The organism is Citrobacter amalonaticus (assembly GCF_018252635.1).
Lineage (GTDB): Bacteria > Pseudomonadota > Gammaproteobacteria > Enterobacterales > Enterobacteriaceae > Citrobacter_A > Citrobacter_A amalonaticus_E.
Genome location: NZ_JAGTXM010000005.1, coordinates 226895 through 251618 on the forward strand (window position 1 = coordinate 226895; position 24724 = coordinate 251618).

At 54.6% G+C, this 24724-nt stretch carries 22 protein-coding genes and 1 tRNA gene; 11 read left to right on the forward strand and 12 right to left on the reverse strand.

Annotated features, from left to right (window positions below; genetic code table 11):
- Positions 1-74: 74 nt before the first annotated feature.
- From cueP to KE671_RS16650, 4 genes are all read right to left on the reverse strand, one after another.
- On the reverse strand, positions 75-614 hold the full coding sequence (gene cueP, locus KE671_RS16635) for a copper-binding periplasmic metallochaperone CueP (RefSeq protein ID WP_206163872.1): 540 nt from the start codon (positions 612-614) through the stop codon (positions 75-77).
- A gap of 179 nt (positions 615-793) precedes the next feature.
- A complete protein-coding gene (gene cspE, locus KE671_RS16640; protein WP_000014594.1) occupies positions 794-1006 on the reverse strand; it encodes a transcription antiterminator/RNA stability regulator CspE in 213 nt (70 codons plus the stop codon).
- Positions 1007-1278: 272 nt separating this feature from the next.
- Positions 1279-1569, reverse strand: coding sequence for an HTH-type transcriptional regulator (locus KE671_RS16645; protein WP_125369230.1), 291 nt, complete (start codon positions 1567-1569; stop codon positions 1279-1281).
- A 256-nt stretch (positions 1570-1825) separates the two neighbouring features.
- Positions 1826-3196, reverse strand: coding sequence for an MFS transporter (locus KE671_RS16650; protein WP_206163873.1), 1371 nt, complete (start codon positions 3194-3196; stop codon positions 1826-1828).
- A 444-nt stretch (positions 3197-3640) separates the two neighbouring features.
- Between KE671_RS16650 and KE671_RS16655 the strand changes: the two genes are divergently transcribed.
- Entirely contained in the window at positions 3641-4351 is a 711-nt protein-coding gene (locus tag KE671_RS16655; protein WP_061075962.1) for a DUF3053 domain-containing protein, read from the forward strand.
- Positions 4352-4393: 42 nt separating this feature from the next.
- On the opposite strand, the gene ghrB is transcribed toward KE671_RS16655, so the two are convergent.
- From ghrB to KE671_RS16685, 6 genes are all read right to left on the reverse strand, one after another.
- Positions 4394-5368: a glyoxylate/hydroxypyruvate reductase GhrB gene (gene ghrB, locus KE671_RS16660; RefSeq protein ID WP_206163874.1), complete on the reverse strand. Its 975-nt coding sequence runs from the start codon at positions 5366-5368 to the stop codon at positions 4394-4396.
- A 22-nt stretch (positions 5369-5390) separates the two neighbouring features.
- Entirely contained in the window at positions 5391-6671 is a 1281-nt protein-coding gene (locus KE671_RS16665) for an MFS transporter (protein WP_206163875.1), read from the reverse strand.
- Positions 6672-6738: 67 nt separating this feature from the next.
- Entirely contained in the window at positions 6739-7677 is a 939-nt protein-coding gene (locus KE671_RS16670; protein ID WP_206163876.1) for a sugar kinase, read from the reverse strand.
- 3 nt (positions 7678-7680) lie between these two features.
- A complete protein-coding gene (locus KE671_RS16675; protein ID WP_206163877.1) occupies positions 7681-8430 on the reverse strand; it encodes a sugar phosphate isomerase/epimerase family protein in 750 nt (249 codons plus the stop codon).
- A 100-nt stretch (positions 8431-8530) separates the two neighbouring features.
- Positions 8531-9547 carry a LacI family DNA-binding transcriptional regulator gene (locus KE671_RS16680; RefSeq protein ID WP_206163878.1) on the reverse strand — a complete coding sequence of 339 codons (1017 nt, stop codon included), beginning with the start codon at positions 9545-9547 and terminating at the stop codon, positions 8531-8533.
- 100 nt (positions 9548-9647) lie between these two features.
- Positions 9648-10310 carry an OmpA family lipoprotein gene (locus KE671_RS16685; RefSeq protein WP_206163879.1) on the reverse strand — a complete coding sequence of 221 codons (663 nt, stop codon included), beginning with the start codon at positions 10308-10310 and terminating at the stop codon, positions 9648-9650.
- A 154-nt stretch (positions 10311-10464) separates the two neighbouring features.
- Here KE671_RS16685 and KE671_RS16690 point away from each other — a divergent pair, with 154 nt between their 5' ends.
- Complete coding sequence (locus KE671_RS16690; RefSeq protein ID WP_206163880.1) at positions 10465-12789, forward strand: molybdopterin guanine dinucleotide-containing S/N-oxide reductase; 2325 nt, start codon at positions 10465-10467, stop codon at positions 12787-12789.
- Here KE671_RS16690 and KE671_RS16695 read toward each other — a convergent pair.
- Complete coding sequence (locus KE671_RS16695; RefSeq protein WP_206163881.1) at positions 12767-13198, reverse strand: N-acetyltransferase; 432 nt, start codon at positions 13196-13198, stop codon at positions 12767-12769. The genes KE671_RS16690 and KE671_RS16695 overlap by 23 nt on opposite strands.
- Positions 13179-13757 (reverse strand): DNA-3-methyladenine glycosylase I, encoded by a 579-nt coding sequence (tag, locus tag KE671_RS16700; RefSeq protein ID WP_206164041.1) that lies wholly within the window; start codon positions 13755-13757, stop codon positions 13179-13181. Before tag ends, KE671_RS16695 begins: the two co-directional genes overlap by 20 nt.
- A gap of 156 nt (positions 13758-13913) precedes the next feature.
- On the opposite strand from tag, the gene KE671_RS16705 reads away from it, so the two are divergent.
- The 9 genes from KE671_RS16705 to dppF all read left to right on the forward strand — a co-directional run bounded on the left by KE671_RS16705 (position 13914) and on the right by dppF (position 24680).
- Positions 13914-14615, forward strand: coding sequence for an autotransporter outer membrane beta-barrel domain-containing protein (locus KE671_RS16705; protein WP_206163882.1), 702 nt, complete (start codon positions 13914-13916; stop codon positions 14613-14615).
- 230 nt (positions 14616-14845) lie between these two features.
- Complete coding sequence (locus tag KE671_RS16710) at positions 14846-16048, forward strand: L-lactate MFS transporter (RefSeq protein ID WP_206163883.1); 1203 nt, start codon at positions 14846-14848, stop codon at positions 16046-16048.
- Between the two features lie 262 nt (positions 16049-16310).
- Positions 16311-18002 (forward strand): kdo(2)-lipid A phosphoethanolamine 7''-transferase, encoded by a 1692-nt coding sequence (gene eptB / locus KE671_RS16715; RefSeq protein WP_206163884.1) that lies wholly within the window; start codon positions 16311-16313, stop codon positions 18000-18002.
- 91 nt (positions 18003-18093) lie between these two features.
- Positions 18094-18170, forward strand: a tRNA-Pro gene (locus KE671_RS16720).
- An 806-nt stretch (positions 18171-18976) separates the two neighbouring features.
- Positions 18977-20584, forward strand: a complete 1608-nt coding sequence (gene dppA / locus KE671_RS16725) for a dipeptide ABC transporter periplasmic-binding protein DppA (protein WP_206163885.1) — start codon at positions 18977-18979, stop codon at positions 20582-20584.
- A gap of 160 nt (positions 20585-20744) precedes the next feature.
- The gene (gene dppB, locus KE671_RS16730; protein WP_042323173.1) at positions 20745-21764 is read left to right on the forward strand and encodes a dipeptide ABC transporter permease DppB; all 1020 of its coding nucleotides are present in this window, start codon (positions 20745-20747) and stop codon (positions 21762-21764) included.
- 9 nt (positions 21765-21773) lie between these two features.
- On the forward strand, positions 21774-22676 hold the full coding sequence (dppC, locus tag KE671_RS16735) for a dipeptide ABC transporter permease DppC (RefSeq protein ID WP_206163886.1): 903 nt from the start codon (positions 21774-21776) through the stop codon (positions 22674-22676).
- A 10-nt stretch (positions 22677-22686) separates the two neighbouring features.
- A complete protein-coding gene (gene dppD, locus KE671_RS16740; protein ID WP_206163887.1) occupies positions 22687-23670 on the forward strand; it encodes a dipeptide ABC transporter ATP-binding protein in 984 nt (327 codons plus the stop codon).
- Positions 23667-24680, forward strand: a complete 1014-nt coding sequence (gene dppF / locus KE671_RS16745) for a dipeptide ABC transporter ATP-binding subunit DppF (protein WP_206163888.1) — start codon at positions 23667-23669, stop codon at positions 24678-24680. Before dppD ends, dppF begins: the two co-directional genes overlap by 4 nt.
- The last annotated feature ends 44 nt before the right edge of the window (positions 24681-24724 follow it).

Here is a 24724-nt window from a genome sequence, read left to right on the forward strand (position 1 = left end):
AGCCGCCAGAGATAAAAAACCTGCTTTCGGGCAGGTTTTTTTATGGGGTTAGTTTGAGCAGGACTGCTGTGTACTTACTGCAAATGCAGTTCCGTCAGACAGGTCTGGCTGTCATCCTTCGTAGCAATTGCGTGTGACGCCGTTTTGCCGTTGTAGCTCACTTCTATTGTCCCTTCGATATTGCGCGGCAACCAGACGCCGATAAACCCGTTCTGATAGCTTTTGATCGGTTTGTGAATCAGCACATCGCCTTTGCTGTCCGTCACTTTAACGTTGAACGTCGTGTCTGGCATTTCACCCTGGCAACCGGACAGGCTGTGGTTAAAGCAAGGGTGCGTCTGCTGTTGATAAGGCGCGAAGGAGAGATAGAATTTTTCACCTAACGGCAGGGTATACCTCTGCCCATCAGAAGCGAGTTTTAACTCGGTACTGGTAATGGATGCCGAGTACGGTAGCGGACGGGACTGCGGTGTTTGATCGATGGTATCCACAATCTGTTCGACCGACTTACCGGCAAGACCATGTTCGGCAAGGAATGCGGCTTCTGGCGATGCAGCAAACGCGGCGCCGCTGGTAAGTAAACCTAGCGTGAAGAACAACGGGAGTCTGGACATAGCGTCAATTCCATGTGAAAAACAGGGTCTTCACTATAAAGCTTACCCTTAGGGAAAGGTCAAAGCCTGGTCAGGTAAAGTAATGCAAAGAAGGGGAATTGGGATGGTAAAAAGCGAGGGAGGGATAAAAAAAATCCCCGCCGTCTGGCAGGGATCTTGAATTCTGAGCTTATGTAAGCTTACAGGCTGGTTACGTTGCCAGCTGCCGGGCCTTTAGCGCCGCTTTCGATGGTGAAGGAAACTTTCTGACCTTCATCCAGAGATTTGTAGCCATCGTTCTGGATAGCAGAGAAGTGTACGAACACGTCTTTAGAGCCATCGTCAGGAGTGATGAAGCCGAAGCCTTTGTCAGCGTTGAACCATTTTACGATACCAGTCATTTTACCGGACATAGTGTATTACCTTTTAAAAAATAAGTGTGCCTTTCGGCGATATGGCGTGCTCTACAGATTTTTTAAGCGTTAAGGAAATGCGCACTACGAGGGGTATCAACGATAACTCTTGAAGGGGACTGCCTTACTAAACTGCTTTAATGGTCTGTACGTCAAACCGTGGGACGCATTAACGCATGTAACGCCAGGTGATGCAACTGTTATTTTTCTCCTTGCGGGTTAACTGGTCAGAAAACGGCCCTGTATCAGGACCGTTCATCAACCTTTGTCGACTACTCCATCAACTGTTTACTCAATGCCGGGTTAGCTTGTATCAGTCGCATCAGCTTCAATTCTGTACTGGAGGGTTTAACGCGTTTTGATTCCCACTCCTGTACCAGTGCAACCGTAACGCCTAACGCTCTGGCGAAATCATCTGTCTTAAGTCCGCTCCCTCGTCGTAGCTGTTCAAACTCGCTAAAGGGACTTGGCTTATGTGTCAGGGCGATTTTTGATGATTCTTCTTTAAAAACAATTTGTTCCAGGCTGCTCAGCAGCTCAAACATCGGATCTTTAGATTCCATTGAGAACTCCTCTAAATCACACTGCGGGATCGTGAATTTCATCGAAGCCTGTTAAGAATAGTCGTAAATACGAAAGCGCGGGGAGCGTCACAGTTTCGCAGAGGGACAAGACTCGTTTCAGCGACGAGGAGACGGCGGATTTGTAGCTTGCTAACGATCTGATTACGGGCACTATATTTCTTGTCGTAATGAGAAATGTAAAGATTACGAAAATCTGACTATTTCCTGGCAGGCGATTCCCTGCCAGGACGGAAAATCAGGCTTTTTGCGCGGCGTGAGTCGACGATTCTGCCGGTGTTGATGCGCCAGCAAACTGGCGTTTACCTGCCCAGTACTTCACCATCAAAGCGAAGGCGGACACCAGTGCCGGAATCGCCAGGAAGGTAAAGATAGTTTCGAACGCGAGTTGCGCCTGCATCAGGAAGGCGCCGCTAAACGCCCCGAGGATGCCGCCAAACCGACCGAGACCTAACATCCACGCCACGCCTGTCGCACGGCCCTGCGTGGGGTAAAAACCCGCCGCCAGCGCGGGCATGGACGATTGCGCACCGTTCATGATTGTCCCGGCGATAAACACCATTACGCCCATGAGCACCAGACTGCTGGTGGAGAACCCGACCAGGCAGACGAATACCCCGGTCAGCAACCAGCCTACCGCCACCACTTTGTTCGGGTTGAATTTGTCCATCAGCGCACCCAACGCCAGGACGCCAATTCCACCACCCAACGGGAACAGGGCGGTAATGATGGACGCCTGGCTCAGCGTGGCCCCTGTCTCACGGATCAGCAGCGGCAGCCAACTGGTCAGCAGATAGAAGATCAGCAGGCCCATAAAGTAGGTCAGGCACAGCATCACCGTGCCCAGCGCATAGCGTGGCGAAAAGATAACGCCCAGCGCCGATTTCTCTTTAATCTGGCCGGTTTCTCGCAGGACAAAGTGCGTCGCTTCCGGCAGCGGGGCAATACGGCGCAGAATCGTGCCAATCTGCTGTTGTGATTTGTTCTTAACCACCAGATAACGGGCCGACTCTGGCAGCAGGAAAATTAACACCACTGCCAGCGCCAGCGGCATCACGCCGCCGAGGATCAGAACGCTTTGCCAGCCGTAATGTGGGATCAGCCAGGCGGAGACAAACCCGCCCATGGATGAGCCAATCGGGAATCCGACGAACATCAGATTCACCAGCAGCGCGCGACGGCGTTCTGGCGCATATTCGCTCATTAACGTAGCGGCATTCGGCATCGCCGCTCCCAGGCCCAGGCCGGTTAAAAAGCGCAGTGCGGTGAGTTGATTCAGCGTACTGGCAAAAGCGGTAAGCAGGCTGAAGCTGCCAAACACCAGAATCGACATGATCAGCACTTTTTTGCGCCCGATACGGTCAGCCATTGGACCCGCAGTGAGCGCTCCCACGGCAAGCCCCACCAGTGCGGCGCTCATGACCGGGCCGAGCGCGGATTTCTCCACGCCCCACTCCTGAACGAGATCGGAGGCGATGAAGCCGATTATTGCGGTATCGAAGCCGTCCATCGCGACGGTCACAAAGCACAGCACGAGGATCATCCACTGGTATTTTGAAAAAGGATGCTCGTTAATAAACGCTTGAATATCAGTCGTTCTGTTTGTCATGCGGTCATTCCTGCGAAAGCAACGCGGGGGACAGAGGGCGTTTTTATTTTCTCCACCGTAAGCGTTAGGATTAGTTGTGCGATTATCGAACGTTTATTCGTTAATCGTTCAATTAATCAAAACATTGAAGCCCGTGTTCGGCAATCACCCCCCCAGAGGTTAACGTGCGATAATCGTACGAATTGCCTCTTCATTGGCAGTCTGAACAATGAAAACCTATTAAAATCATATGACTACTTCCTGATAATGCCTCCATGGGAGAGACGGTAAATGTGATGCAATTAACAATAAAATAACAATCCACTCATCGCCCTTTCGCCATGCGAATTTCCGCCACAAGATTACGCGGAAGGGGTATCCTGCGAGCCTGACCTGGACTATCCTTGTAAGCCGTAAGGCACGCGTGTTGCGCTGTGCGCATTTTTGGGTGAAAGGAGTATTAAAATGGCGACAGGTAAGTCCTGCTCTCGCTGGTTTGCGCCTCTTGCGGCGTTGTTAATGGTAGTTAGCCTGAGTGGGTGTTTTGATAAAGAAGGCGATCAGCGTAAAGCGTTTGTCGATTTTCTACAGAATACGGTGATGCGTAGCGGCGAACGCCTACCCACCCTGACCGCCGATCAGAAAAAACAGTTTGGTCCGTTTGTTTCTGATTACGCGATTCTGTATGGCTACTCGCAGCAGGTGAACCAGGCGATGGATTCCGCGTTGCGTCCGGTTGTTGATAGCGTTAATGCCATCCGTGTGCCACAGGATTATGTGACGCAACGTGGGCCGCTGCGCGACCTGAACGGTTCTCTCGGCGTACTGGGCCAGCAGTTGCAAAATGCGAAACTGCAGGCAGATGCGGCGCATGGCGCGCTGAAACAGGCCGATGACCTGAAGCCGGTGTTTGACCAGGTGTATAAGAAAGTGGTGACGACGCCAGCAGACGCGCTGCAACCGCTGATCCCGGCCGCACAGATCTTCACTCAGCAACTGGTCCAGGTGGGTGACTTTGTCGCGCAGCAGGATACACAAGTGAGCTTTGTGGCGAATGGTATTCAGTTCCCGACGTCGCAACAGGCAAGTCAGTACAACACATTGATAGGACCGCTGGCCTCGCAGCATCAGGCATTTAATCAGGCCTGGACCGCGGCGGTAAACGCCATTCAGTGATGAAGCTGCCGGGCAGGCGATAGCGCCTCCCGGCTGTTTTTGTTACCCCGCCACCTGCGGGTTCACGCAGTTCTTCTCGACCTTTCCTTGTAGCGCATCAATCAGGTTATCTACCGCACAGGCCGCCATGTTATAGCGCGTCTCGTGGGTGGCTGAACCTATATGCGGTACCGCCACCACGTTACTCAGCGACAACAACGGTGAATCAACCGGCAGTGGCTCTTGCTCAAACACATCCAGACCGGCAGCGTGGATCTCGCCCTGTTTGAGGGCGGCAATCAGCGCGTCTTCATTGACCACCGGGCCGCGTCCGGCGTTAATGAAGATGGCAGAGGACTTCATTTTGGCGAACTGTTCTGCGCCAAACAGGTGGTGCGTTTCGTCGGTCAGCGGCAGGATCAGGCAGACAAAATCTGACTCCTGTAGCAGCGTATCGAGGTCACAGTAGCGGGCGTTGAAGCGTTCCTCCGCCTCCTGATGGTGGCGGCGGGCGTTGTAGAGAACCGGCATGTTGAAACCGAAGTGGGCACGCTGCGCCAGCGCAAGCCCAATACGTCCCATTCCGACAATCCCCAGCGTTTTGTGGTGCACATCGATACCAAACCAGTCTGGGCCAATGCTGGAGGTCCATTCGCCGGCTTTCACGCGCTCGGCCACTTCCACGACGCGGCGAGCAGTCGACAGCACCAGCGCCATGATCGTATCGGCAACGGTTTCTGTCAGTACGGTTGGCGTATGCATCAGCAGTACCTTGCGTGCGTTCAGCGCATCCACGTCGAAATTATCATACCCGACGGAGATCGTTGAGGTTGCACGGAGCGCCGGCATTTTCTCCAGCAGCGCGGCATCGACGGTTTGGCTGGAGCCCAGCAGACCTTCGGCACTGGCAAAGGCTTGCGCGTGTTGTTCAACCGTCTGTGGGCTCAGGTTCGGCACCTGGGTAACGGTGAAATGTTCTTCCAGGCGATGCAGTAAATCGTCAGGTAACGCTTTGTAGAGAATAATGGACGGCTTCATATGACTCTCCATGAGGTAAAGTTTATGCGTGGCGTGCGCCAACCGGGACGTGCTGATTATTAGCAGGCTTAACAATCAGAGTTAGCCATACTGAGGCGAAAAGCGCTACCCCCATAAAAATGTAAGAGGCGGACGGGCTGCCGGTGGCACCGTTGAGGTAACCGACAAACCACGAACCGAGGAACGAGCCCAGCGCGCCCATACTGTTGATTAGCGCCATCGCGCCACCGGCAACGTTGCGCGGCAACATCTCCGGAATGATAGCGAAAAACGGGCCATACGGGGCGTACATCGCCGCACCGGCAATCACCAGCAGGGTATAAGAGGCCCAGAAGTTATTCGCGCCGACGGCCCAGGAACCGATAAAAGCACAGGCGGCAATCAGCAGCAGAGGCCAGACGAACAGCTTACGGTTCTGCAGTTTATCCGAGGCCCAGGAGGCGATAATCATCGCCACGGTGGCCGCCAGATACGGTACAGAGGAGAGCCAGCCCACTTCGACCATTCCCAGATTCGCGCCGCCTTCGCGGATGATGGACGGCAGCCACAGCACGAAGCCGTAGACGCCAATACTCCAGGTGAAGTATTGCATGCACAACAGGATCACATTACGGGAGCGGAAGGCTTCGCCATAGTTACGTACCGCTTTGATCCCCTGCTGTTCCTGCTCGAGTTGGGTCTGCAGCGCGGTTTTTTCCGCTTCGCTCAGCCAGCCGACCTGCGACGGTTTGTCTCTGACCAGCACCCACCAGCAGAAGGCCCACAGAATGGCGGGAACCCCTTCGATAATAAACATCTCACGCCAGCCGAGCGCCTGGATAAGGTAACCGGACACCACTGACATCCACAGGACCGTCACCGGGTTACCAAGGATCAGGAAGGTGTTCGCCCGCGAGCGCTCCGATTTCGTAAACCAGTTACTGATGTAAATCAGCATTGCTGGCATGACGGCGGCTTCCACTACGCCAAGAATGAAGCGAATGGCAGCCAGTGCCGGGATATTGCTGACCATCCCGGTCAACGATGCGCATCCCCCCCATAAAATCAGGCAGACAAAGATCAGTTTACGCACGCTCCGGCGTTCAGCATACACCGCGCCAGGGATCTGAAAGAAGAAATAGCCGAGGAAGAACAGGGCGCCGAGCAGGGATGAGATCCCTTTGGTGATGCCAAGATCGTCGTTAATGCCCGCGGCAGACGCGAAGCTGAAGTTTGCACGGTCAAGATACGCCAGGCTATACGTGATAAACACGATAGGCATGATGTACAACCAGCGTTTTGCTGCATTTGTTGAGTTTGCCATAATCAACCTCTGTTGTTTCTGCCGCCGCTGTCTGTAGGGTACAGGGGGGCGTTATCATTACGTAAGGTTATTCGCCTAACGTTTCACGTGTGGGTAAGCCTTCGCTGTCGCCCTGTACCTGAATGGCCAGAGCGCCAATTTTGTTGCCGCGCGTGACGGCTTGTTGCAGCGTACGACCTTCCAGCAGGGCGCTGATGACGCCGACCGCAAAGCCATCGCCGGCACCGACCGTATCGACCACGTTGTCCACTTTGACCGGGGCAACGCTGCCTTTCTCGCCGTCGGCGGTTTTAAACCAGGCGCCGTCTGCGCCCGTTTTCAGCACCACCGCTTTCACGCCGTGGCGAAGATAGAAATCAGCAATCCCTTCCGGCGTCTGTTGTCCGGTTAAAATCATCCCTTCTTTGAGACCCGGTAACACCCAGTCTGCCTGGAATGCGAGGCGATTCAGTTTCTCAACCATCTCGGCTTCACTTTTCCACAGGACGGGTCGCAGGTTGGGGTCAAATGAGAGCGTCTTCCCCTGGGCTTTCATGGTGCGCGCCGTGTGCGCCAGCAGTTCATAGGAGCTGGCGGAAAGTGCTGCGGCCACGCCACTCAGATGCAGATGGCGGGCGCTGGAGAAGTACGCCTCGTTGTAGTCCGCCACCGAAAGATGGCTGGCGGCGGACCCTTTGCGGAAATATTCCACAATGGGATCGGTTCCATTTTCAACTTTAGATTTTAGCTGAAAGCCGGTTGCATAGCGCTCATCGAGGGTGACTCCCCGCGCATCAATACCCTCTTTTTTCAGTGAATTGAGAACAAAGCGACCAAAACTGTCGTTACCTATGCGGCTCACCCAGCCGACCTTCAGACCCAGCCGCGCCAGGCCGGTGGCGACGTTCAGTTCGGCACCGGCAACGCGCTTGATAAACTGCTCGACCTCGGCCAGATCGCCGGTCTGTGTCGCCACAAACATCGCCATTGCTTCGCCGATCGTGATGACATCCAGTGAATGCTTCATGCCTTACTCCTTACGTAACAAATCGACGTAGTGGCGGGTAACCGCAGTCAGATCGGCCCCTTCCAGCGGGAATTCAATGCCGCGAGGAACGTCGGTGGGCAACAGATTGAGCAGTTCGAGCCAGCGAGGCTCTGCCTGGTCCGGGGGAACGGCGCGATAGCTGCCATGGTGCCCGGTGGCGGCTTTAACGTGAACATAGCCGACTGACCCCGCCAGTTGACGAGCGGCCTCTTCCGGCGAATCGCCCACCCACAGCCAGTTGCCCATATCAAACGTCAGTTGCACCGGCAGCGTATGTTGCTGACAGGCGACGTTAAAACGTCGCATTGGGGCCAGTCGTCCGCAGGCGGTCTGGTCGTTTTCGACGACCAGCGCCATACCGCTGCTTTCCAGCCAGTCGCGCAGGGTGTCAAACTGCTCTGTGTGGACAAAATGGCCCAGTGAAACCTTCAGCCACAGCGCGCGCAGCGTTTGCGCTTCCTGAAGCAATAACGGCAGTTGCGGATTAAGAGCACCATCTTCCATGAACAGCGGTTGTGGCGCGGAATAGCAGGCCAGCAGATCGAAGCATTCGATAGCTGAAGCCAGTGTGGTCAGGGCGCTGAGCTCAGCGTCAGTAAACAGTTCGCGGCGAATTTCGACGCCGTCTGCACCTGCACCGGCAATGACCGGCAGCATCGCGGTTTGTCCGCCGGCAGCGCGGACGGTGTCGTATCCGTAGGCGGCGGTGACCACCATCATTTTTCTTTGCATAGGAACTCCAGAACTAACGCTATTGTGATAACGCTAGATGGAACCGGTTCCAAAGAAAAGCGTGATGTGTCGAAATTATGATCGCCATCACGAAGGAAAATTAACGGGCGGTGGAACCGCGAACGATCAGTTCGCCGGAAAAAACCTGTTCATGAATGGCATCGCTACCGCCTTCAATCCGTCGTACCACCTGTTCGACGGCGGCATAGCCAATCTGCCACGTGGGCTGTTTCATGGTCGTAATCCCGACGCCAGCCAGTTCGGCCCATTCCAGTTCATCGAACCCCAGCAGGCCGATGTCGCTGCCCCAGTTGAGGCCAATGCGTTTCAGCGAGCGGGCGACCTGAAGGGTGAGCGCACCGTTAGCGGAGATCACCGCCTTGCGCATCCCGCGGTGCTGCTGGTGAAACTGGCGCAAGGTATTATCGAGTTGCGCATTCTCGGAAAGCGGGACTTCGGCGTTTTCGGCGACAACGCCCGGATAGCGAGCAAGCGTAGCCCGAAAGGCGCTCAGTCGTTCACGGCGGGTATTGACCATTCCCAGCGGTTCACTGAGAAACAGCAGAGCCTCAAAGCCTTGTTCAATCAGATGTTCGGTGGCGGTGGTGGCGGCCTGGGTGTTGTCCAGTCCGACGACGTCGCAGGCAAAGTCTGGGATTTTTCGATCGATCAGTACCATCGGCAACGCGGACTGTTGCAGGCGATTCAGCCCCTCTTCACGCATCCCCACGGCGTTGACCACAATGCCTTCGACCTGATAACTGCGCAGCAGATCGAGATAGTGCAACTCCTGGTTCACCTCGTTATTGGTGTTACAGACCAGCGGCGTAAAACCTTTCTCGCGACAGGCGGCCTCAATACCGCTTAAGACGTGAACAGAATAGGGGTTGGTGATGTCGGCAATGATCAGACCGATCAGGCGGGTGCGACCTCGTTTCAGGCCACGGGCCATCAGGCTGGGACGATAGTCGAGATCGGCAATGGCTTTTTCAATACGCGCCAGCAGGGCATCGGAGAGCAGGTGTTTTTCGCCGTTGAGGTAACGCGAAATACTGGTTTTACCGGTTTTTGCCGCTTTCGCGACATCGCTGATGGTGGGGCGTGCTGGTTTTGCCATGGGAAGTTCTCTCGCCTGAAAGTGAGAACACCTTAACGCGAAAATTGACGATGGCAAGTTGATTCATGCCGGGTGGTAACATCGCCACCCGGCACGACCGTTACTGAATCGGACTTAACGTAATTTCGACACGACGGTTCTGGGCCTTCCCTTCCGCCGTGCTGTTGCTGGCGATTGGATTTGCCGGACCCATGCCGCTGGTGCGGATGCGGTTGGCGGCAACGCCCTGGGCGATCAGGGTGCTGGCTACGCTGTCCGCACGCTGCTGTGACAGACGCATATTCAGCTCCTGACCGCCGGTGCTGTCGGTATAACCGATCACATTGACGGCGGTTTTTTCGTATTCCTTCAGTACCATTGCCACGCCGGTCAGCGTGTTTGCGCCTGCCGGTTTCAGCGTGGCGCTGCTGCTGTCAAAGGTGACGTTGTTTGGCATGTTCAGAATGATGTTATCGCCACTTCGCGTCACGCTTACGCCGGTTCCCTGCATTTTGTCGCGCAGTTTTGCTTCCTGCACATCCATGTAATAACCGACGCCGCCGCCGAGCGCTGCACCTGCCGCAGCGCCAATCAGTGCGCCTTTACCGCGATCTTTCTTCGAAGACGAGAGGGCGCCGATACCCGCGCCAACCAGCGATCCAATACCGGCACCAATGCCGGATTTACCCGCTTCGCGTTCGCCGGTGTACGGGTTGGTTGTGCAGCCAGAAACCGCCAGGGCGCCGCTCACAATAGCGGCAATGACTAAAACACGTTTCTTCATCTTAATTCCTTAATGACATTCTTATTTTTTGCCACAGCGACCGTGGCGGTTGATTATGACGTGTGAAGATGAAGAAAATTCCAGGGATCTCTCTGAAATTTGTAAGTAACATTAAACCCCGTAATACCTCATCTCATCTACAGGAGCGCCTGGCTTGACGACGCACAATTCGGTGTTAACCGCCGCCCATTGGGGGCCCATACTTGTCGAAACGGACGGAAAAAAGGTGCTCTCCTCCCGGGGCGCGCTGCCCACTTCGCATCCCAATTCGCTGCAAAGCGCGGTTCGCGATCAGGTGCACAGTAAAACCCGGGTGCGTTATCCCATGGTGCGTAAAGGGTTCCTCGCTTCGCCAGCGCAGCCGCAGGGCGTGCGCGGACAGGATGAGTTTGTGCGTGTGAGCTGGGAGGATGCGCTGGCGCTAATTCATGCGCAGCATAAGCGGATCCGCGATACGTACGGTCCATCCTCAATTTTTGCGGGTTCTTATGGCTGGCGTTCCAATGGTGTTCTGCACAAGTCGGCGACGCTATTACAACGCTATATGGCGCTGGCGGGAGGATATACCGGGCATCTGGGCGACTATTCTACCGGCGCGGCGCAAGCCATCATGCCGTACGTAGTGGGCGGTAGTGAGGTTTATCAGCAGCAGACCAGTTGGCCGTTGATTCTGGAACACAGCGATGTGGTGGTGCTGTGGAGTGCCAACCCACTCAATACATTGAAGATCGCCTGGAACGCGTCGGATGAACAGGGGATCCCTTACTTTGATGCGCTGCGAAAGAGCGGAAAACGGCTGATCTGTATCGATCCCATGCGATCGGAAACCGTTGATTTCTTTGGCGATAAGATGGAATGGATTGCGCCGCATATGGGTACCGATGTGGCGCTGATGCTCGGTATTGCGCATACGCTGGTGGAAAATGGCTGGCATGACGAGGCGTTTCTTGCCCGCTGTACGACAGGTTATGAGGTCTTTGCCGACTATCTGCTGGGCGTGAGTGACGGTATTGGGAAAACCGCGGAATGGGCGGCTGATATTTGCGGCGTTTCGGCGGCGAAAATCCGTGAGCTGGCGGAATTGTTCCATAAAAATACCACGATGCTGATGGCGGGCTGGGGCATGCAGCGCCAGCAGTTTGGCGAACAAAAGCACTGGATGATTGTCACTCTGGCCGCCATGCTGGGGCAGCCTGGCACGCCGGGTGGCGGTTTTGGTCTTTCCTATCATTTTGCCAATGGGGGTAATCCGACCCGCCGTTCTGCGGTGCTGGCGTCAATGCAAGGTAGTCTGCAAGGCGGTACCGATGCGGTGGAGAAAATCCCGGTGGCGCGCATTGTTGAAGCGCTGGAAAACCCCGGCGCGGCGTATCAGCACAACGGGATGAACCGCCATTTCCCGGATATTCGCTTCATCTGGTGGGCGGGAGGGGCGAATTTTACTCATCATCAGGACACAAACCGACTGATTCGCGCCTGGCAAAAACCGGAGCTGGTGATCATCTCAGAATGCTTCTGGACCGCCGCCGCGAAGCACGCGGATATTGTGTTGCCAGCGACCACCTCCTTTGAGCGTAATGATCTCACCATGACCGGGGATTACAGCAACCAGCATCTGGTACCGATGAAACAGGTTGTGCCGCCGCAGGGTGAAGCGCGCAATGATTTTGACGTCTTTGCCGAACTGAGCGAGCGCTGGGAAGCGGGTGGCTATCAACGCTTTACCGAAGGGAAGAGCGAACTGGAATGGCTGGAAACGTTCTACGCCATTGCCGGACAGCGCGGGGCCAGCCAGCAGGTGACGTTGCCGCCGTTTGCCGAATTCTGGGCTGCTAATCAACTGATTGAAATGCCAGATAATCCGGCCAATGCGCAGTTCATCCGTTTTGCGGATTTTCGTCGGGACCCGAACGCGTATCCGCTCAAAACCGACAGCGGCAAAATCGAGATTTACTCGCAGCGGATTGCCGGTTACGGCTATGCGGATTGCCCTGGGCATCCGATGTGGCTGGAGCCGGATGAGTGGCATGGCAATGCTGAACCGGGGCAGTTACAGATCGTATCGGCGCATCCGGCGCATCGTCTGCACAGCCAGCTTAACTACAGTCATCTGCGCGAACGGTATGCGGTGGCGGACCGCGAACCGGTGACGATTCATCCGCAGGACGCGCAGGCGCGCGGCATCCATGAGGGCGATGTGGTACGCATCTGGAATCACCGTGGTCAGATCCTTGCAGGCGCCGTCGTCACCGACGGTATTAAACCCGGCGTGATCTGCATTCATGAAGGAGCCTGGCCGGATCTCGACCCTGCCGCCGGGGGTATCTGTAAAAACGGCGCGGTGAATGTGCTAACCAAAGATCTGCCCAGTTCGCGACTGGGGAATGGCTGCGCGGGTAATACCGCGCTGGCGTGGCTGGAGAAGTACAGTGGACCAGCACTCACGCTGACCGCCTTTAATCCGCCCGCCACCCCATAATCCAGGTGGGATGCTGGGTATCTTCCTGCCATGCGCTGTCTTCGATACGAAAACCCAGCGCATGGTAGAAATTCACCGCGTTCTGGTTTTTTTGATACACCTCAAGACTCAGCACATCAAAACGCTGTTGAACATGCTGTACCAGCGCTTTACCAATTCCGCTGCGTAATGTATCCGGGGCGACAAACAGCGCCCCTAAAAAACGCCCTTCCATGACGCTGGCAAACCCTTTAAGGGCCCCTTCTTCCTCCCAAACCCAGGTTCTGGCGGCGGGCAGGTAAACATCACGTACCACCGCTTCGCTCTCATGCCAGTAGCGTTCTGGGATAAAAGGGTGTGCATAGATGGTGCTTTCCAGCCATAGCTCCAGCAGTGGCGTCATGTCAGCACTATGAAACTCGCGAATCATCTTTATCTCCTGGATGGCAGAAACAGCCGGTGATGTGGTCATTGACCAGTCCGCAGGCCTGCATGAAGGAGTAGCAAATGGTGGTGCCAACGAACTTGAATCCCCGTTTTTTTAACGCTTTAGACAGGGCGTCAGAGGCGGGGGTGGAGGTCGGGATTTCGCCCAACGTGGCGGCACGGGTGATTTGGGGCTGATTATCCACGAATGACCAGACAAAGTCGGCAAACGGTTCGCCATTTTGCTCCATCGCCAACCAGGCGCGGGCATTACCGATGATGGCCTGAATTTTCCCCCGATGACGAATGATCCCGGCATCGAGTAGTAATCTTTCCACATCGTGTTCCTGCATGGCTGCCACGCGGACGGGATCGAAATGGTGGAAATTCGTGCGATAATTTTCGCGTTTTTTGAGGACGGTGATCCACGAAAGACCGGCCTGCTGGCCTTCCAGGCAGATCATTTCAAACAGTTTTTTACCGTCGTGCTCAGGGACGCCCCATTCGTTATCATGGTAGGCAATATAAAGGGGGTCCTGACTGACCCAACCGCAACGTTCCATACTTTCCCTCGCTCTTTGACTTGCCATAAAAATATCGTTCCGGGAGCCTTGACGCTCCCGCGAAAAAGACAATATTTAATACAGGGCTTTCGCCTGTCATCCTTATTACAATGACAATAATATCGCCGATTTCGGCTCTCTTCTGGAGTCGCATTGATGATGATAAAAAAATGCAGTGGTCGCCGGGAAATTATTCTCCTGGCGAGCGTCGCGGCCTGTTCGCTTTACATCAACACAGCCCACGCCTGGCAGCAAGAATATATCGTTGATAACACGCCTGGATATACGACTGAACGCTATACATGGGACAGCGATCACCAACCGCGCTATGACGACATTCTGGCTGAACGTATCCGGACGACACAAAGCGTGCCGGGTCTGGCGGTGAATCTTGAGCAAGTTTCACCGATGGAGGCCACCAGCGGCATGAGTATGGGCTGGAATTTTCCCGTCTCTGGCGACGTCACGACCGGACCGGTGGCGGCATTACATTACGATGGCACCACGCCTGCCATTTATAACGAATTTGGCGATAGCGTGGTCAGCCAGTCGCCCGACCCGTTATGGCATGCCAGCGTTAGCACGCTGGGCTGGCGGGTGAATTCGCAATTTGGCGATCTGCGCCCATGGGCGCAAATCAGTTATAACCAGCAGTTTGGGCAAAATATCTGGAAGGCGCAGTCGGGACTTAGTCGAATGACGGCAACTACTCAGGACAGTAACTGGCTGGACGTGACGGTAGGCGCAGATATGTTACTTAATCAGCACATGGCGGCCTATGCCGCGCTCTCGCAGGCGGAAAACACCACTAATAATACTGACTACCTCTACACAATGGGGGTAAGCGCCCGATTTTAACCAGCGATTTACAATTTAAACTCAGTGATAACAGTATCTGTGGCGATAGTATGCACTAACTGATGTGGCAAAAATTGAGTCGGTGAAAATTTGTCGCGTCGTTCATTCCGTATTCCAGGCATTTCATTCCGTTCTGATAGCACTTCATGCCGTTTTCTCCCCGCATAAAATGCATTTCGTTATGGTTGTCGACAGTGAATTTCCCCTTTTGCTTATGCAGGAAGACAGCCATGAAAACCGCATCGTATCAGCGCACCCGTTGGTTGACCCTAATCGGTACCATCATTACGCAATTCGCCTTAGGTTCTGTGTATACCTGGAGCCTGTTTAACGGCGTGCTTTCCGAGAAACTGGGCGAGCCCGTCAGCCAGGTGGCTTTTTCCTTCGGCCTGTTGAGCTTAGGTCTTGCGATCTCCTCCTCGGTCGCCGGGAAACTGCAGGAACGTTTTGGCGTGAAACGCGTCACCATGGCGTCCGGCATTCTGCTCGGGCTGGGCTTTTTCCTGACCGCTCATTCCAGTAATCTGACGATGCTATGGCTGAGCGCGGGCGTGCTGGTGGGGCTGGCCGATGGTGCGGGTTATCTGTTAACGCTGTCCAACTGCGTGAAATGGTTCCCGGAGCGTAAAGGGCTGATCTCTGCCTTTGCCATTGGCTCTTATGGTCTGGGAAGCCTGGGTTTCAAATTCATCGACAGCCATCTTCTGGCGACCGTCGGTCTGGAAAACACCTTTGTGATTTGGGGCGCGATTGTGCTGGTGATGATCGTCTTCGGCTCTACGCTGATGAAAGATGCGCCGAACCAGGACGTTAAAACGCAAAATGGCGTAGTAGAAAATGACTACACTTTGGCGCAATCCATGCGTAAACCGCAGTACTGGATGCTGGCGGTGATGTTCCTGACGGCGTGCATGAGCGGGCTGTATGTGATTGGCGTGGCGAAAGATATCGCTCAGGGGCTGGCGCATATGGACGTGGCGTCGGCAGCTAATGCAGTGACGGTGATTTCAATTGCTAACCTGTCGGGTCGTCTGGTGCTGGGGATCCTTTCAGATAAAATTGCCCGTATCCGTGTGATCACCATTGGTCAGGTGGTGTCGTTAGTGGGGATGGCCGCACTGCTGTTTGCGCCGCTGAATGCGCTGACTTTCTTTGCTGCCATTGCCTGTATCGCCTTTAACTTTGGCGGGACTATCACCGTCTTTCCGTCACTGGTCAGCGAGTTCTTCGGTCTGAACAACCTGGCGAAAAACTACGGGGTGATTTACCTCGGCTTCGGGATTGGCAGCATCTGCGGTTCGATTATCGCGTCGCTGTTCGGTGGGTTCTACGTGACCTTCTGCGTCATTTTCGCTCTGCTGATTCTCTCGCTGGCGCTCTCCACTACCATTCGTCAGCCAACACGCGAGGTGCTGGAAATAGCACACGCCTGATAGCTGAAAAGAGTTTATCCAGGCCAGCTGACGTGCTGGCCTTTTTTATTATGTTTGCTGTGAATAACTCGCTTTCAAACTTGATTTTTTGTAAATATCTCTTTCGATCACATTCTCTGTTGCCACTTTCTTTGCTGCTTGTGGTCTACTTAGCCGCGCGTGTCGATTTTTCTATTTGACTACCTTCGCAATTTCACCTGCCCGGCGGATGTCGCCGTTGCGCAGGCGGTGTTAATCCCCTCGATTTCCAGGGCTTGCTTGCATGAGATACATTACGTCGATGTCGCAGCAAAAGCTGAGTTTTTTGCTCGCGATCTATATCGGTCTGTTTATGAATGGCGCGGTTTACCTCCGTCGGTTTGACGGTTACGCGCAAGATTTTACCTTCTGGAATGGAATCTCCGCGGTTGTTGAACTGGCTGGCACCGTGCTGGCAACGTTCTTCTTTTTACGACTCCTGTCTCTGATGGGCAGGACGGTATGGCGTATTCTGGCTTCGCTGCTGGTACTGATATCAGCGGGCGCAAGTTATTACATGACCTTTATGAACGTGATGATCGGTTACGGTATCGTCGCCTCGGTTATGACCACGGATATCGATCTTTCCAAAGAGGTAGTCGGCTGGACGTTTGTCCTCTGGCTGGTGGCAGTGAGTCTTCTCCCGCTGATCTTTATCTGGTTTAACCGCTCGACGGATACCCTCTGGCGTCAACTCTGCACGCCAAAAGTGCGCTGGCGCAGCGCGCTGATTGTACTGATGGCGGGACTGATGGTCTGGGGGCCCATTCGTCTTCTGGAGATGCATCAGAAGCGTGCCGATCGTATTGCCGGCGTGGATATGCCGAGCTACGGCGGCGTACTGGCGAATTCCTATCTGCCGTCAAACTGGCTGTCTGCACTGGGCCTGTATGCCTGGGCGCAGGTAGATGAATCATCGGATAACAAATCGCTCATCAACCCGGCGAAGAAATTTACCTATACCCCAACACAGAACCTGGATGACACCTACGTGATTTTCATTATCGGTGAAACCACGCGCTGGGATCATATGGGGATGTTGGGCTATGCACGCGACACCACGCCGAAGCTTGCCAAAGAGAAGAACCTGGTGATGTATCGAGGTTATTCCTGCGATACCGCGACGAAACTGTCGCTGCGCTGCATGTTCGTTCGTCAGGGCGGGGCCGAAGACAACCCGCAGCGTACGCTGAAAGAGCAAAACGTCTTTGCGGTGCTCAAGCAATTAGGCTTTAGTTCCGATCTCTACGCAATGCAGAGTGAGATGTGGTTTTACAGCAACACAATGGCTGACAACATTGCCTATCGCGAACAGATTGCCGCTGAGCCGCGTAACCGGGGTAAAGCCGTGGATGACATGCTGCTGGTGAATGAGATTGATCGTTCGCTGCAGGAAAACCCGCAGGGTAAACACCTGATAGTGCTGCACACCAAAGGCTCTCACTACAACTACACCCAGCGTTATCCGCGCGAGTTCGCCCAGTGGAAGCCGGAATGCTACGCTATCGATCGTAAATGCCCGAAAGATCTGATGATTAATTCATACGATAACTCGATTACCTACGTCGATCATTTTATCGACACGGTGATTGATCAGGTACGCGATAAGAAAGCGATTGTGTTCTACGCAGCCGACCACGGTGAGTCGATCAACGAGCGCGAGCACCTGCACGGTACGCCGCGTAAAATGGCGCCACCGGAGCAGTTCCGCGTGCCGATGATGGTGTGGATGTCGGATAAATACCTGGAGAACCCGGCCAACGCCCAGGCGTTCGCGCACCTGAAGAAGGAAGCGGAAATGAAAGTGCCGCGCCGTCATGTAGAGTTATACGATACCATCATGGGTTGTCTCGGTTATACCTCGCCGAATGGCGGAATTAATGAGAACAACAACTGGTGTCATCTCCCTGACGGACAGAAAAGCGTCGCGCAGTAAGCGGGCTGACGACTTTCTCGCCGATCAAAGGGCATTTTGATACTAAGGGATTGACGGGGGCGCACCTGCGCAGTAAGATGCGCCCCGCATTCGGTGATTGGCGCAGCCTGGTAGCGCACTTCGTTCGGGACGAAGGGGTCGGAGGTTCGAATCCTCTATCACCGACCAAATTCAAAACCCTGCTCAACGAGCAGGGTTTTTTTGCATTTGTAGGCCTGATAAGCGAAGCGTCATCAGGCATTCGGTGCACACTGCCGGATGGCGGCATGCGCCTTATCCGGCCTACGAAATCGTATCCTTAGCATTGGTAGGCCTGATAAGCGAAGTGTCATCAGGCATTCGGTGCACACTGCCGGATGGCGGCATGCGCCTTATCCGGCCTACGAAATCGCATCATCAGGCAAATATCCATTCCTACGGAACACCAACAAAAAGTGCGCATCACTTCTCACTATTTGTTAACGGTTTTGTGACATATTCCATTGTCTTTTTTTATCTATGCATGAATCTTTTTTTGCGTTACTTATGGCTGGCGTTAGCATTTTCCGCTGTGCGTTTTAACGTTCGTGGGATTTATCGCTCAGATATGCAGCATTTCGTCAGAAATTTTTCCTATTCTGCACGATTGTTAATCACTAAATGTTGCGAAATATTAAGGTGTTTATTCTGGTGTTCTGGGCGTAGCATAAATTTCTCTGCTGAAAATACCCGCCTGAAGTTTTTTTAATCTTTGTTTGCTAATTCTCACCGTTGTTGTAAATCATGGTTACCTGTATTGACGTTTTCACATTCTGTTGACAGATTGTAGGGCATGAGGGGCATTTCATGGAGAATCCGCGCTGCTACTCAGTCGTTTATGTGAACGGAATCCCCACCTCTTAACGCCGACCCAGCCGGTTAAAAAACAAAAAAGGCCAGGCGGTGCAAACCCACTGCAAAGGGTAAAACAACAACATCACATTTGGAGCAGAAGAATGAGTATTTCCTTGAAGAAGTCAGGGATGCTGAAGCTTGGTCTGAGCCTTGTGGCTATGACTGTCGCAGCAAGTGTACAGGCAAAAACTCTGGTTTATTGTTCAGAAGGTTCTCCTGAAGGGTTCAACCCGCAGCTGTTTACTTCTGGCACAACCTATGACGCCAGCTCAGTACCTATCTATAACCGTCTGGTTGAATTTAAAACCGGGACGACGGAAGTGATTCCGGGCCTCGCTGAGAAGTGGGAAATCAGTGAAGACGGTAAAACCTACACCTTCCACCTGCGTCAGGGCGTGAAGTGGCAGGACAATAAAGAGTTCAAACCGACGCGTGATTTCAATGCTGATGACGTGGTGTTCTCTTTCGATCGTCAGAAAAACGCACAAAACCCGTACCACAAAGTCTCTGGCGGCAGCTATGAATACTTTGAAGGCATGGGCCTGCAAGACCTGATCACTGAAGTGAAGAAAGTGGACGATAAAACCGTTCAGTTCGTGTTGACGCGTCCTGAAGCACCGTTCCTCGCTGACCTGGCGATGGACTTCGCCTCTATTCTTTCTAAAGAATATGCTGACAACATGATGAAAGCCGGTACGCCGGAAAAAGTGGATCTTAACCCAATCGGTACCGGTCCGTTCCAGCTGCAGCAGTACCAGAAAGATTCCCGTATTCTCTACAAAGCGTTTGAAGGTTACTGGGGCACCAAGCCGCAGATCGACCGTCTGGTCTTCTCCATCACGCCTGACGCTTCCGTGCGTTACGCCAAACTGCAGAAGAACGAGTGTCAGGTGATGCCGTACCCGAACCCGGCTGACATCGCGCGCATGAAGCAGGACAAAAACATCAATCTGATGGAGCAGGCGGGTCTGAACGTCGGTTACCTCTCTTTCAATACCGAGAAAAAACCGTTCGATGACGTGAAAGTACGTCAGGCGTTGACCTATGCAGTAAACAAAGATGCGATCATCAAAGCGGTTTATCAGGGTGCGGGCGTGGCCGCGAAGAACCTGATCCCGCCAACCATGTGGGGCTATAACGACGACGTTAAAGACTACACCTATGATCCTGAGAAAGCGAAAGCCCTGCTGAAAGAAGCCGGTCAGGATAAAGGCTTTACCGTTGAGCTGTGGGCAATGCCGGTACAGCGCCCGTACAACCCGAACGCTCGCCGTATGGCCGAGATGGTTCAGGCTGACTGGGCGAAGATTGGCGTTCAGGCCAAGATCGTAACCTACGAGTGGGGCGAGTATCTGAAACGCGCCAAAGCGGGTGAGCACCAGGCCGTTATGATGGGCTGGACCGGCGACAATGGGGATCCGGATAACTTCTTCGCAACCCTGTTCAGCTGCGCGGCGGCGAAAGATGGTTCTAACTACTCTCGCTGGTGCTACAAGCCGTTTGAAGACCTGATTCAGCCGGCGCGTGCGACCGACGACCACAACAAGCGTATTGAACTCTACAAACAGGCTCAGGTTGTGATGCACGATCAGGCTCCGGCGCTGATCGTGGCTCACTCCACCGTGTACGAGCCAGTGCGTAAAGAAGTCAAAGGCTATGTGGTTGATCCATTAGGCAAACACCACTTCGAAAACGTCTCAGTCGAATAATAAAAGCAACGTCAGGTAAGCGCTACGCACCGTTAAGTCGGTCCGTGTAGCGCTACCCGGCAGTAATGCTTTATCCCCTTCTCATTGAGGAGGGGATAAGATTTGTGAGCAATACAGACTCACGGTTCCAGGCCGTGTGTCATGAGAGAGAATCCGGGTTATGTTGCAGTTCATTCTCCGACGTTTGGGACTCGTCATCCCCACGTTTATCGGTATCACCCTTCTCACCTTTGCTTTTGTCCATATGATCCCCGGCGATCCGGTGATGATCATGGCAGGTGAGCGTGGTATCTCCCCTGAGCGTCATGCTCAACTGTTGGCTGAACTCGGTCTCGATAAGCCGATGTGGCAGCAGTACCTCCATTATATCTGGGGGGTAATGCATGGTGATTTAGGTATCTCGCTGAAAAGCCGTTTACCGGTGTGGGACGAGTTCGTGCCTCGCTTCAAAGCGACGCTGGAACTGGGTGTCTGCGCCATGATTTTCGCCACCGCCGTGGGTATTCCCGTGGGCGTTCTTGCCGCCGTTAAGCGCGGTTCCATTTTCGATCATACCGCTGTCGGCCTGGCGCTGACCGGTTACTCCATGCCTATCTTCTGGTGGGGCATGATGCTGATCATGTTGGTCTCGGTACAGCTCAATTTGACCCCTGTCTCCGGGCGCGTCAGCGATATGGTGTTCCTTGATGACTCGAACCCGCTGACCGGTTTTATGCTGATCGACACTGCCATCTGGGGTGAAGAAGGTAACTTCATCGATGCCGTGGCGCATATGATCCTGCCCGCGATGGTGCTTGGCACCATCCCTCTGGCGGTGATCGTGCGTATGACCCGTTCGTCGATGCTGGAAGTGCTGGGTGAAGATTACATCCGTACCGCGCGCGCTAAAGGGTTGACGCGGATGCGCGTCATCATCATTCACGCGCTGCGTAACGCCATGTTGCCGGTGGTGACCGTGATTGGTCTACAGGTGGGAACGCTGCTGGCGGGTGCCATTCTGACCGAAACCATTTTCTCGTGGCCTGGCCTTGGGCGCTGGCTGATTGATGCGCTGCAACGTCGCGATTATCCGGTTGTGCAGGGTGGGGTGTTACTGGTAGCGACGATGATTATTCTCGTCAACCTGCTGGTCGACCTGCTGTACGGCGTGGTGAACCCGCGTATTCGTCATAAGAAGTAAGGGGCCATCATGTCACAGGTTACTGATAATAAAGTTATTGCTGCACCGGTGCCGATGACGCCGATGCAGGAGTTCTGGCACTATTTTAAGCGCAATAAAGGCGCCGTGGTGGGACTGGTATACGTCGCGATCATGATCCTGATTGCGGTATTCGCCAACTTCCTGGCACCGTATAACCCGGCTGACCAGTTCCGCGATATCCTGCTGGCGCCGCCGGCCTGGCAGGAAGGCGGTAGCATGGCGCATCTGTTAGGGACTGACGATGTGGGCCGCGATATCCTGTCGCGCCTGATGTACGGTGCGCGTTTGTCGCTGCTGGTGGGCTGTCTGGTGGTGGTGCTGTCGCTGGTAATGGGCGTCGTGCTGGGCCTTGTTGCCGGCTACTTCGGCGGCATCGTTGATAACATCATTATGCGTATCGTCGATATCATGCTGGCGTTGCCGAGCCTGCTGCTCGCACTGGTGCTGGTGGCGGTATTCGGCCCTTCGATTGGAAACGCCGCGCTGGCGCTGACGTTCGTGGCGCTGCCACACTATGTGCGACTGACGCGCGCCGCCGTGCTGGTGGAGGTTAACCGCGACTACGTGACCGCTTCCCGCGTGGCGGGGGCCGGCGCGATGCGCCAGATGTTCATCAACATCTTTCCAAATTGCCTTGCGCCGCTGATCGTTCAGGCGTCGCTCGGATTTTCTAACGCCATTCTCGATATGGCCGCGCTTGGCTTCCTGGGCATGGGTGCGCAACCGCCAACGCCGGAGTGGGGCACTATGCTCGCCGATGTGTTGCAGTTCGCGCAAAGCGCCTGGTGGGTCGTGACCTTCCCGGGTCTGGCGATCCTGCTGACGGTGCTGGCATTTAACCTGATGGGTGACGGTCTGCGTGACGCGCTCGATCCCAAACTGAAGCAGTAAGAGGTTCGAGATGGCGTTATTAAATGTAGATAAATTATCGGTGCATTTCGGCGATGTTGGCTCCGAATTCCGTGCCGTGGACCGCATCAGCTACAGTGTGAATCAGGGTGAAGTCGTCGGTATTGTCGGTGAATCAGGTTCAGGAAAATCGGTCAGTTCACTGGCGATCATGGGGCTGATTGATTTTCCAGGCCGCGTGATGGCGGAAAACCTGCTGTTCAACGGTCAGGACCTGAAGCGAATTTCAGAGAAAGAGCGACGTAACCTGGTTGGCGCTGAAGTGGCGATGATTTTTCAGGACCCGATGACCAGCCTGAACCCGTGCTACACCGTCGGCTTCCAGATTATGGAAGCGATCAAGGTACATCAGGGCGGTAACAAGAAAACCCGTCGTCAGCGGGCGATTGACCTGTTGAACCAGGTAGGGATCCCCGATCCGGCCTCGCGTCTGGACGTGTATCCGCACCAGCTTTCCGGAGGGATGAGCCAGCGCGTGATGATCGCGATGGCGATTGCCTGCCGTCCGAAGCTGCTGATTGCCGATGAGCCGACGACGGCGCTGGACGTGACCATCCAGGCGCAAATCATCGAGCTGCTGCTGGAACTGCAGCAGAAAGAGAACATGGCGTTGGTGCTCATTACCCATGACCTGGCGCTGGTGGCGGAAGCTGCGCACAAAATCATTGTGATGTACGCCGGTCAGGTGGTGGAAACGGGGGCGGCGCACGACATTTTCCGCGCACCGCGTCATCCTTATACCCAGGCGCTGCTGCGTGCGCTGCCGGAATTTGCGCAGGATAAAGCGCGACTGGCCTCGCTGCCAGGCGTGGTGCCGGGGAAATATGACCGCCCGATGGGCTGTTTGCTGAACCCGCGTTGCCCCTATGCGACGGACAAATGCCGCAGCGAAGAACCTGGACTGGCCCTGCTGGATGGCGGTCGTCAGTCGAAATGTCATTACCCACTCGATGATGCCGGGAGGCCCACACTATGAGTACGCATGAGGCCACCTCGCAACAACCGCTGTTGCAGGCGATCGACCTGAAAAAACACTACCCGGTGAAAAAGGGGATTTTCTCCCCGGAACGTCTGGTGAAAGCGCTCGACGGGGTCTCTTTTACCCTTGAGCGCGGCAAAACGCTGGCGGTGGTGGGCGAGTCCGGTTGTGGGAAATCCACGCTCGGTCGTCTGCTGACGATGATTGAAACACCTACCGGCGGCGAACTGTATTACCAGGGGCAGGATCTGCTTAAGCACGATCCGCATGCGCAGAAACTTCGTCGGCAGAAAATCCAGATTGTGTTCCAGAACCCGTATGGCTCGCTGAACCCGCGTAAGAAAGTGGGACAGATTCTGGAAGAGCCGTTGCTGATTAACAGCAATCTGAGCAAAGAACAGCGCCGTGAAAAAGCGCTGGCGATGATGGCGAAAGTGGGGCTGAAAACCGAGCACTATGACCGCTACCCGCATATGTTCTCCGGCGGTCAGCGTCAGCGTATTGCTATCGCCCGTGGTCTGATGCTCGATCCGGATGTGGTGATTGCCGATGAACCGGTTTCCGCGCTTGATGTTTCTGTCCGTGCGCAGGTGCTGAACCTGATGATGGATTTGCAGCAGGAGCTGGGACTGTCCTACGTGTTCATCTCCCACGATCTGTCAGTCGTCGAGCACATTGCGGATGAAGTGATGGTGATGTACTTAGGGCGCTGCGTGGAGAAAGGGACGAAGGACCAGATCTTCAACAATCCACGCCATCCTTATACTCAGGCGCTACTTTCTGCCACACCGCGTCTGAACCCGGACGAGCGCCGCGAGCGCATCAAGCTGACCGGGGAGCTGCCAAGCCCGCTGAATCCGCCACCGGGCTGCGCCTTCAACGCCCGCTGCAGTCGTCGCTTCGGCCCCTGCACCCAGTTGCAGCCACAACTGAAAGATTACCGTGGTCAACTGGTCGCCTGCTTCGCAGTTGATCAGGATGAAAATGCGCAGAAACCCGTAGCGTAAATTCGTCACTTCTCAAGGCCCGAGGATGTGGTTTCGCCCTCGGG

Coding starts and splice junctions, on each gene's coding strand:
- cueP (WP_206163872.1), bottom strand. CDS start 614: ATGTCCAGACTCCCGTTGTTCTTCACGCTAGGTTTACTTACCAGCGGC.
- cspE (WP_000014594.1), bottom strand. CDS start 1,006: ATGTCCGGTAAAATGACTGGTATCGTAAAATGGTTCAACGCTGACAAA.
- KE671_RS16645 (WP_125369230.1), bottom strand. CDS start 1,569: ATGGAATCTAAAGATCCGATGTTTGAGCTGCTGAGCAGCCTGGAACAA.
- KE671_RS16650 (WP_206163873.1), bottom strand. CDS start 3,196: ATGACAAACAGAACGACTGATATTCAAGCGTTTATTAACGAGCATCCT.
- KE671_RS16655 (WP_061075962.1), top strand. CDS start 3,641: ATGGCGACAGGTAAGTCCTGCTCTCGCTGGTTTGCGCCTCTTGCGGCG.
- ghrB (WP_206163874.1), bottom strand. CDS start 5,368: ATGAAGCCGTCCATTATTCTCTACAAAGCGTTACCTGACGATTTACTG.
- KE671_RS16665 (WP_206163875.1), bottom strand. CDS start 6,671: ATGGCAAACTCAACAAATGCAGCAAAACGCTGGTTGTACATCATGCCT.
- KE671_RS16670 (WP_206163876.1), bottom strand. CDS start 7,677: ATGAAGCATTCACTGGATGTCATCACGATCGGCGAAGCAATGGCGATG.
- KE671_RS16675 (WP_206163877.1), bottom strand. CDS start 8,430: ATGCAAAGAAAAATGATGGTGGTCACCGCCGCCTACGGATACGACACC.
- KE671_RS16680 (WP_206163878.1), bottom strand. CDS start 9,547: ATGGCAAAACCAGCACGCCCCACCATCAGCGATGTCGCGAAAGCGGCA.
- KE671_RS16685 (WP_206163879.1), bottom strand. CDS start 10,310: ATGAAGAAACGTGTTTTAGTCATTGCCGCTATTGTGAGCGGCGCCCTG.
- KE671_RS16695 (WP_206163881.1), bottom strand. CDS start 13,198: ATGATTCGCGAGTTTCATAGTGCTGACATGACGCCACTGCTGGAGCTA.
- tag (WP_206164041.1), bottom strand. CDS start 13,757: ATGGAACGTTGCGGTTGGGTCAGTCAGGACCCCCTTTATATTGCCTAC.
- KE671_RS16705 (WP_206163882.1), top strand. CDS start 13,914: ATGATGATAAAAAAATGCAGTGGTCGCCGGGAAATTATTCTCCTGGCG.
- KE671_RS16710 (WP_206163883.1), top strand. CDS start 14,846: ATGAAAACCGCATCGTATCAGCGCACCCGTTGGTTGACCCTAATCGGT.
- eptB (WP_206163884.1), top strand. CDS start 16,311: ATGAGATACATTACGTCGATGTCGCAGCAAAAGCTGAGTTTTTTGCTC.
- dppA (WP_206163885.1), top strand. CDS start 18,977: ATGAGTATTTCCTTGAAGAAGTCAGGGATGCTGAAGCTTGGTCTGAGC.
- dppB (WP_042323173.1), top strand. CDS start 20,745: ATGTTGCAGTTCATTCTCCGACGTTTGGGACTCGTCATCCCCACGTTT.
- dppC (WP_206163886.1), top strand. CDS start 21,774: ATGTCACAGGTTACTGATAATAAAGTTATTGCTGCACCGGTGCCGATG.
- dppD (WP_206163887.1), top strand. CDS start 22,687: ATGGCGTTATTAAATGTAGATAAATTATCGGTGCATTTCGGCGATGTT.
- dppF (WP_206163888.1), top strand. CDS start 23,667: ATGAGTACGCATGAGGCCACCTCGCAACAACCGCTGTTGCAGGCGATC.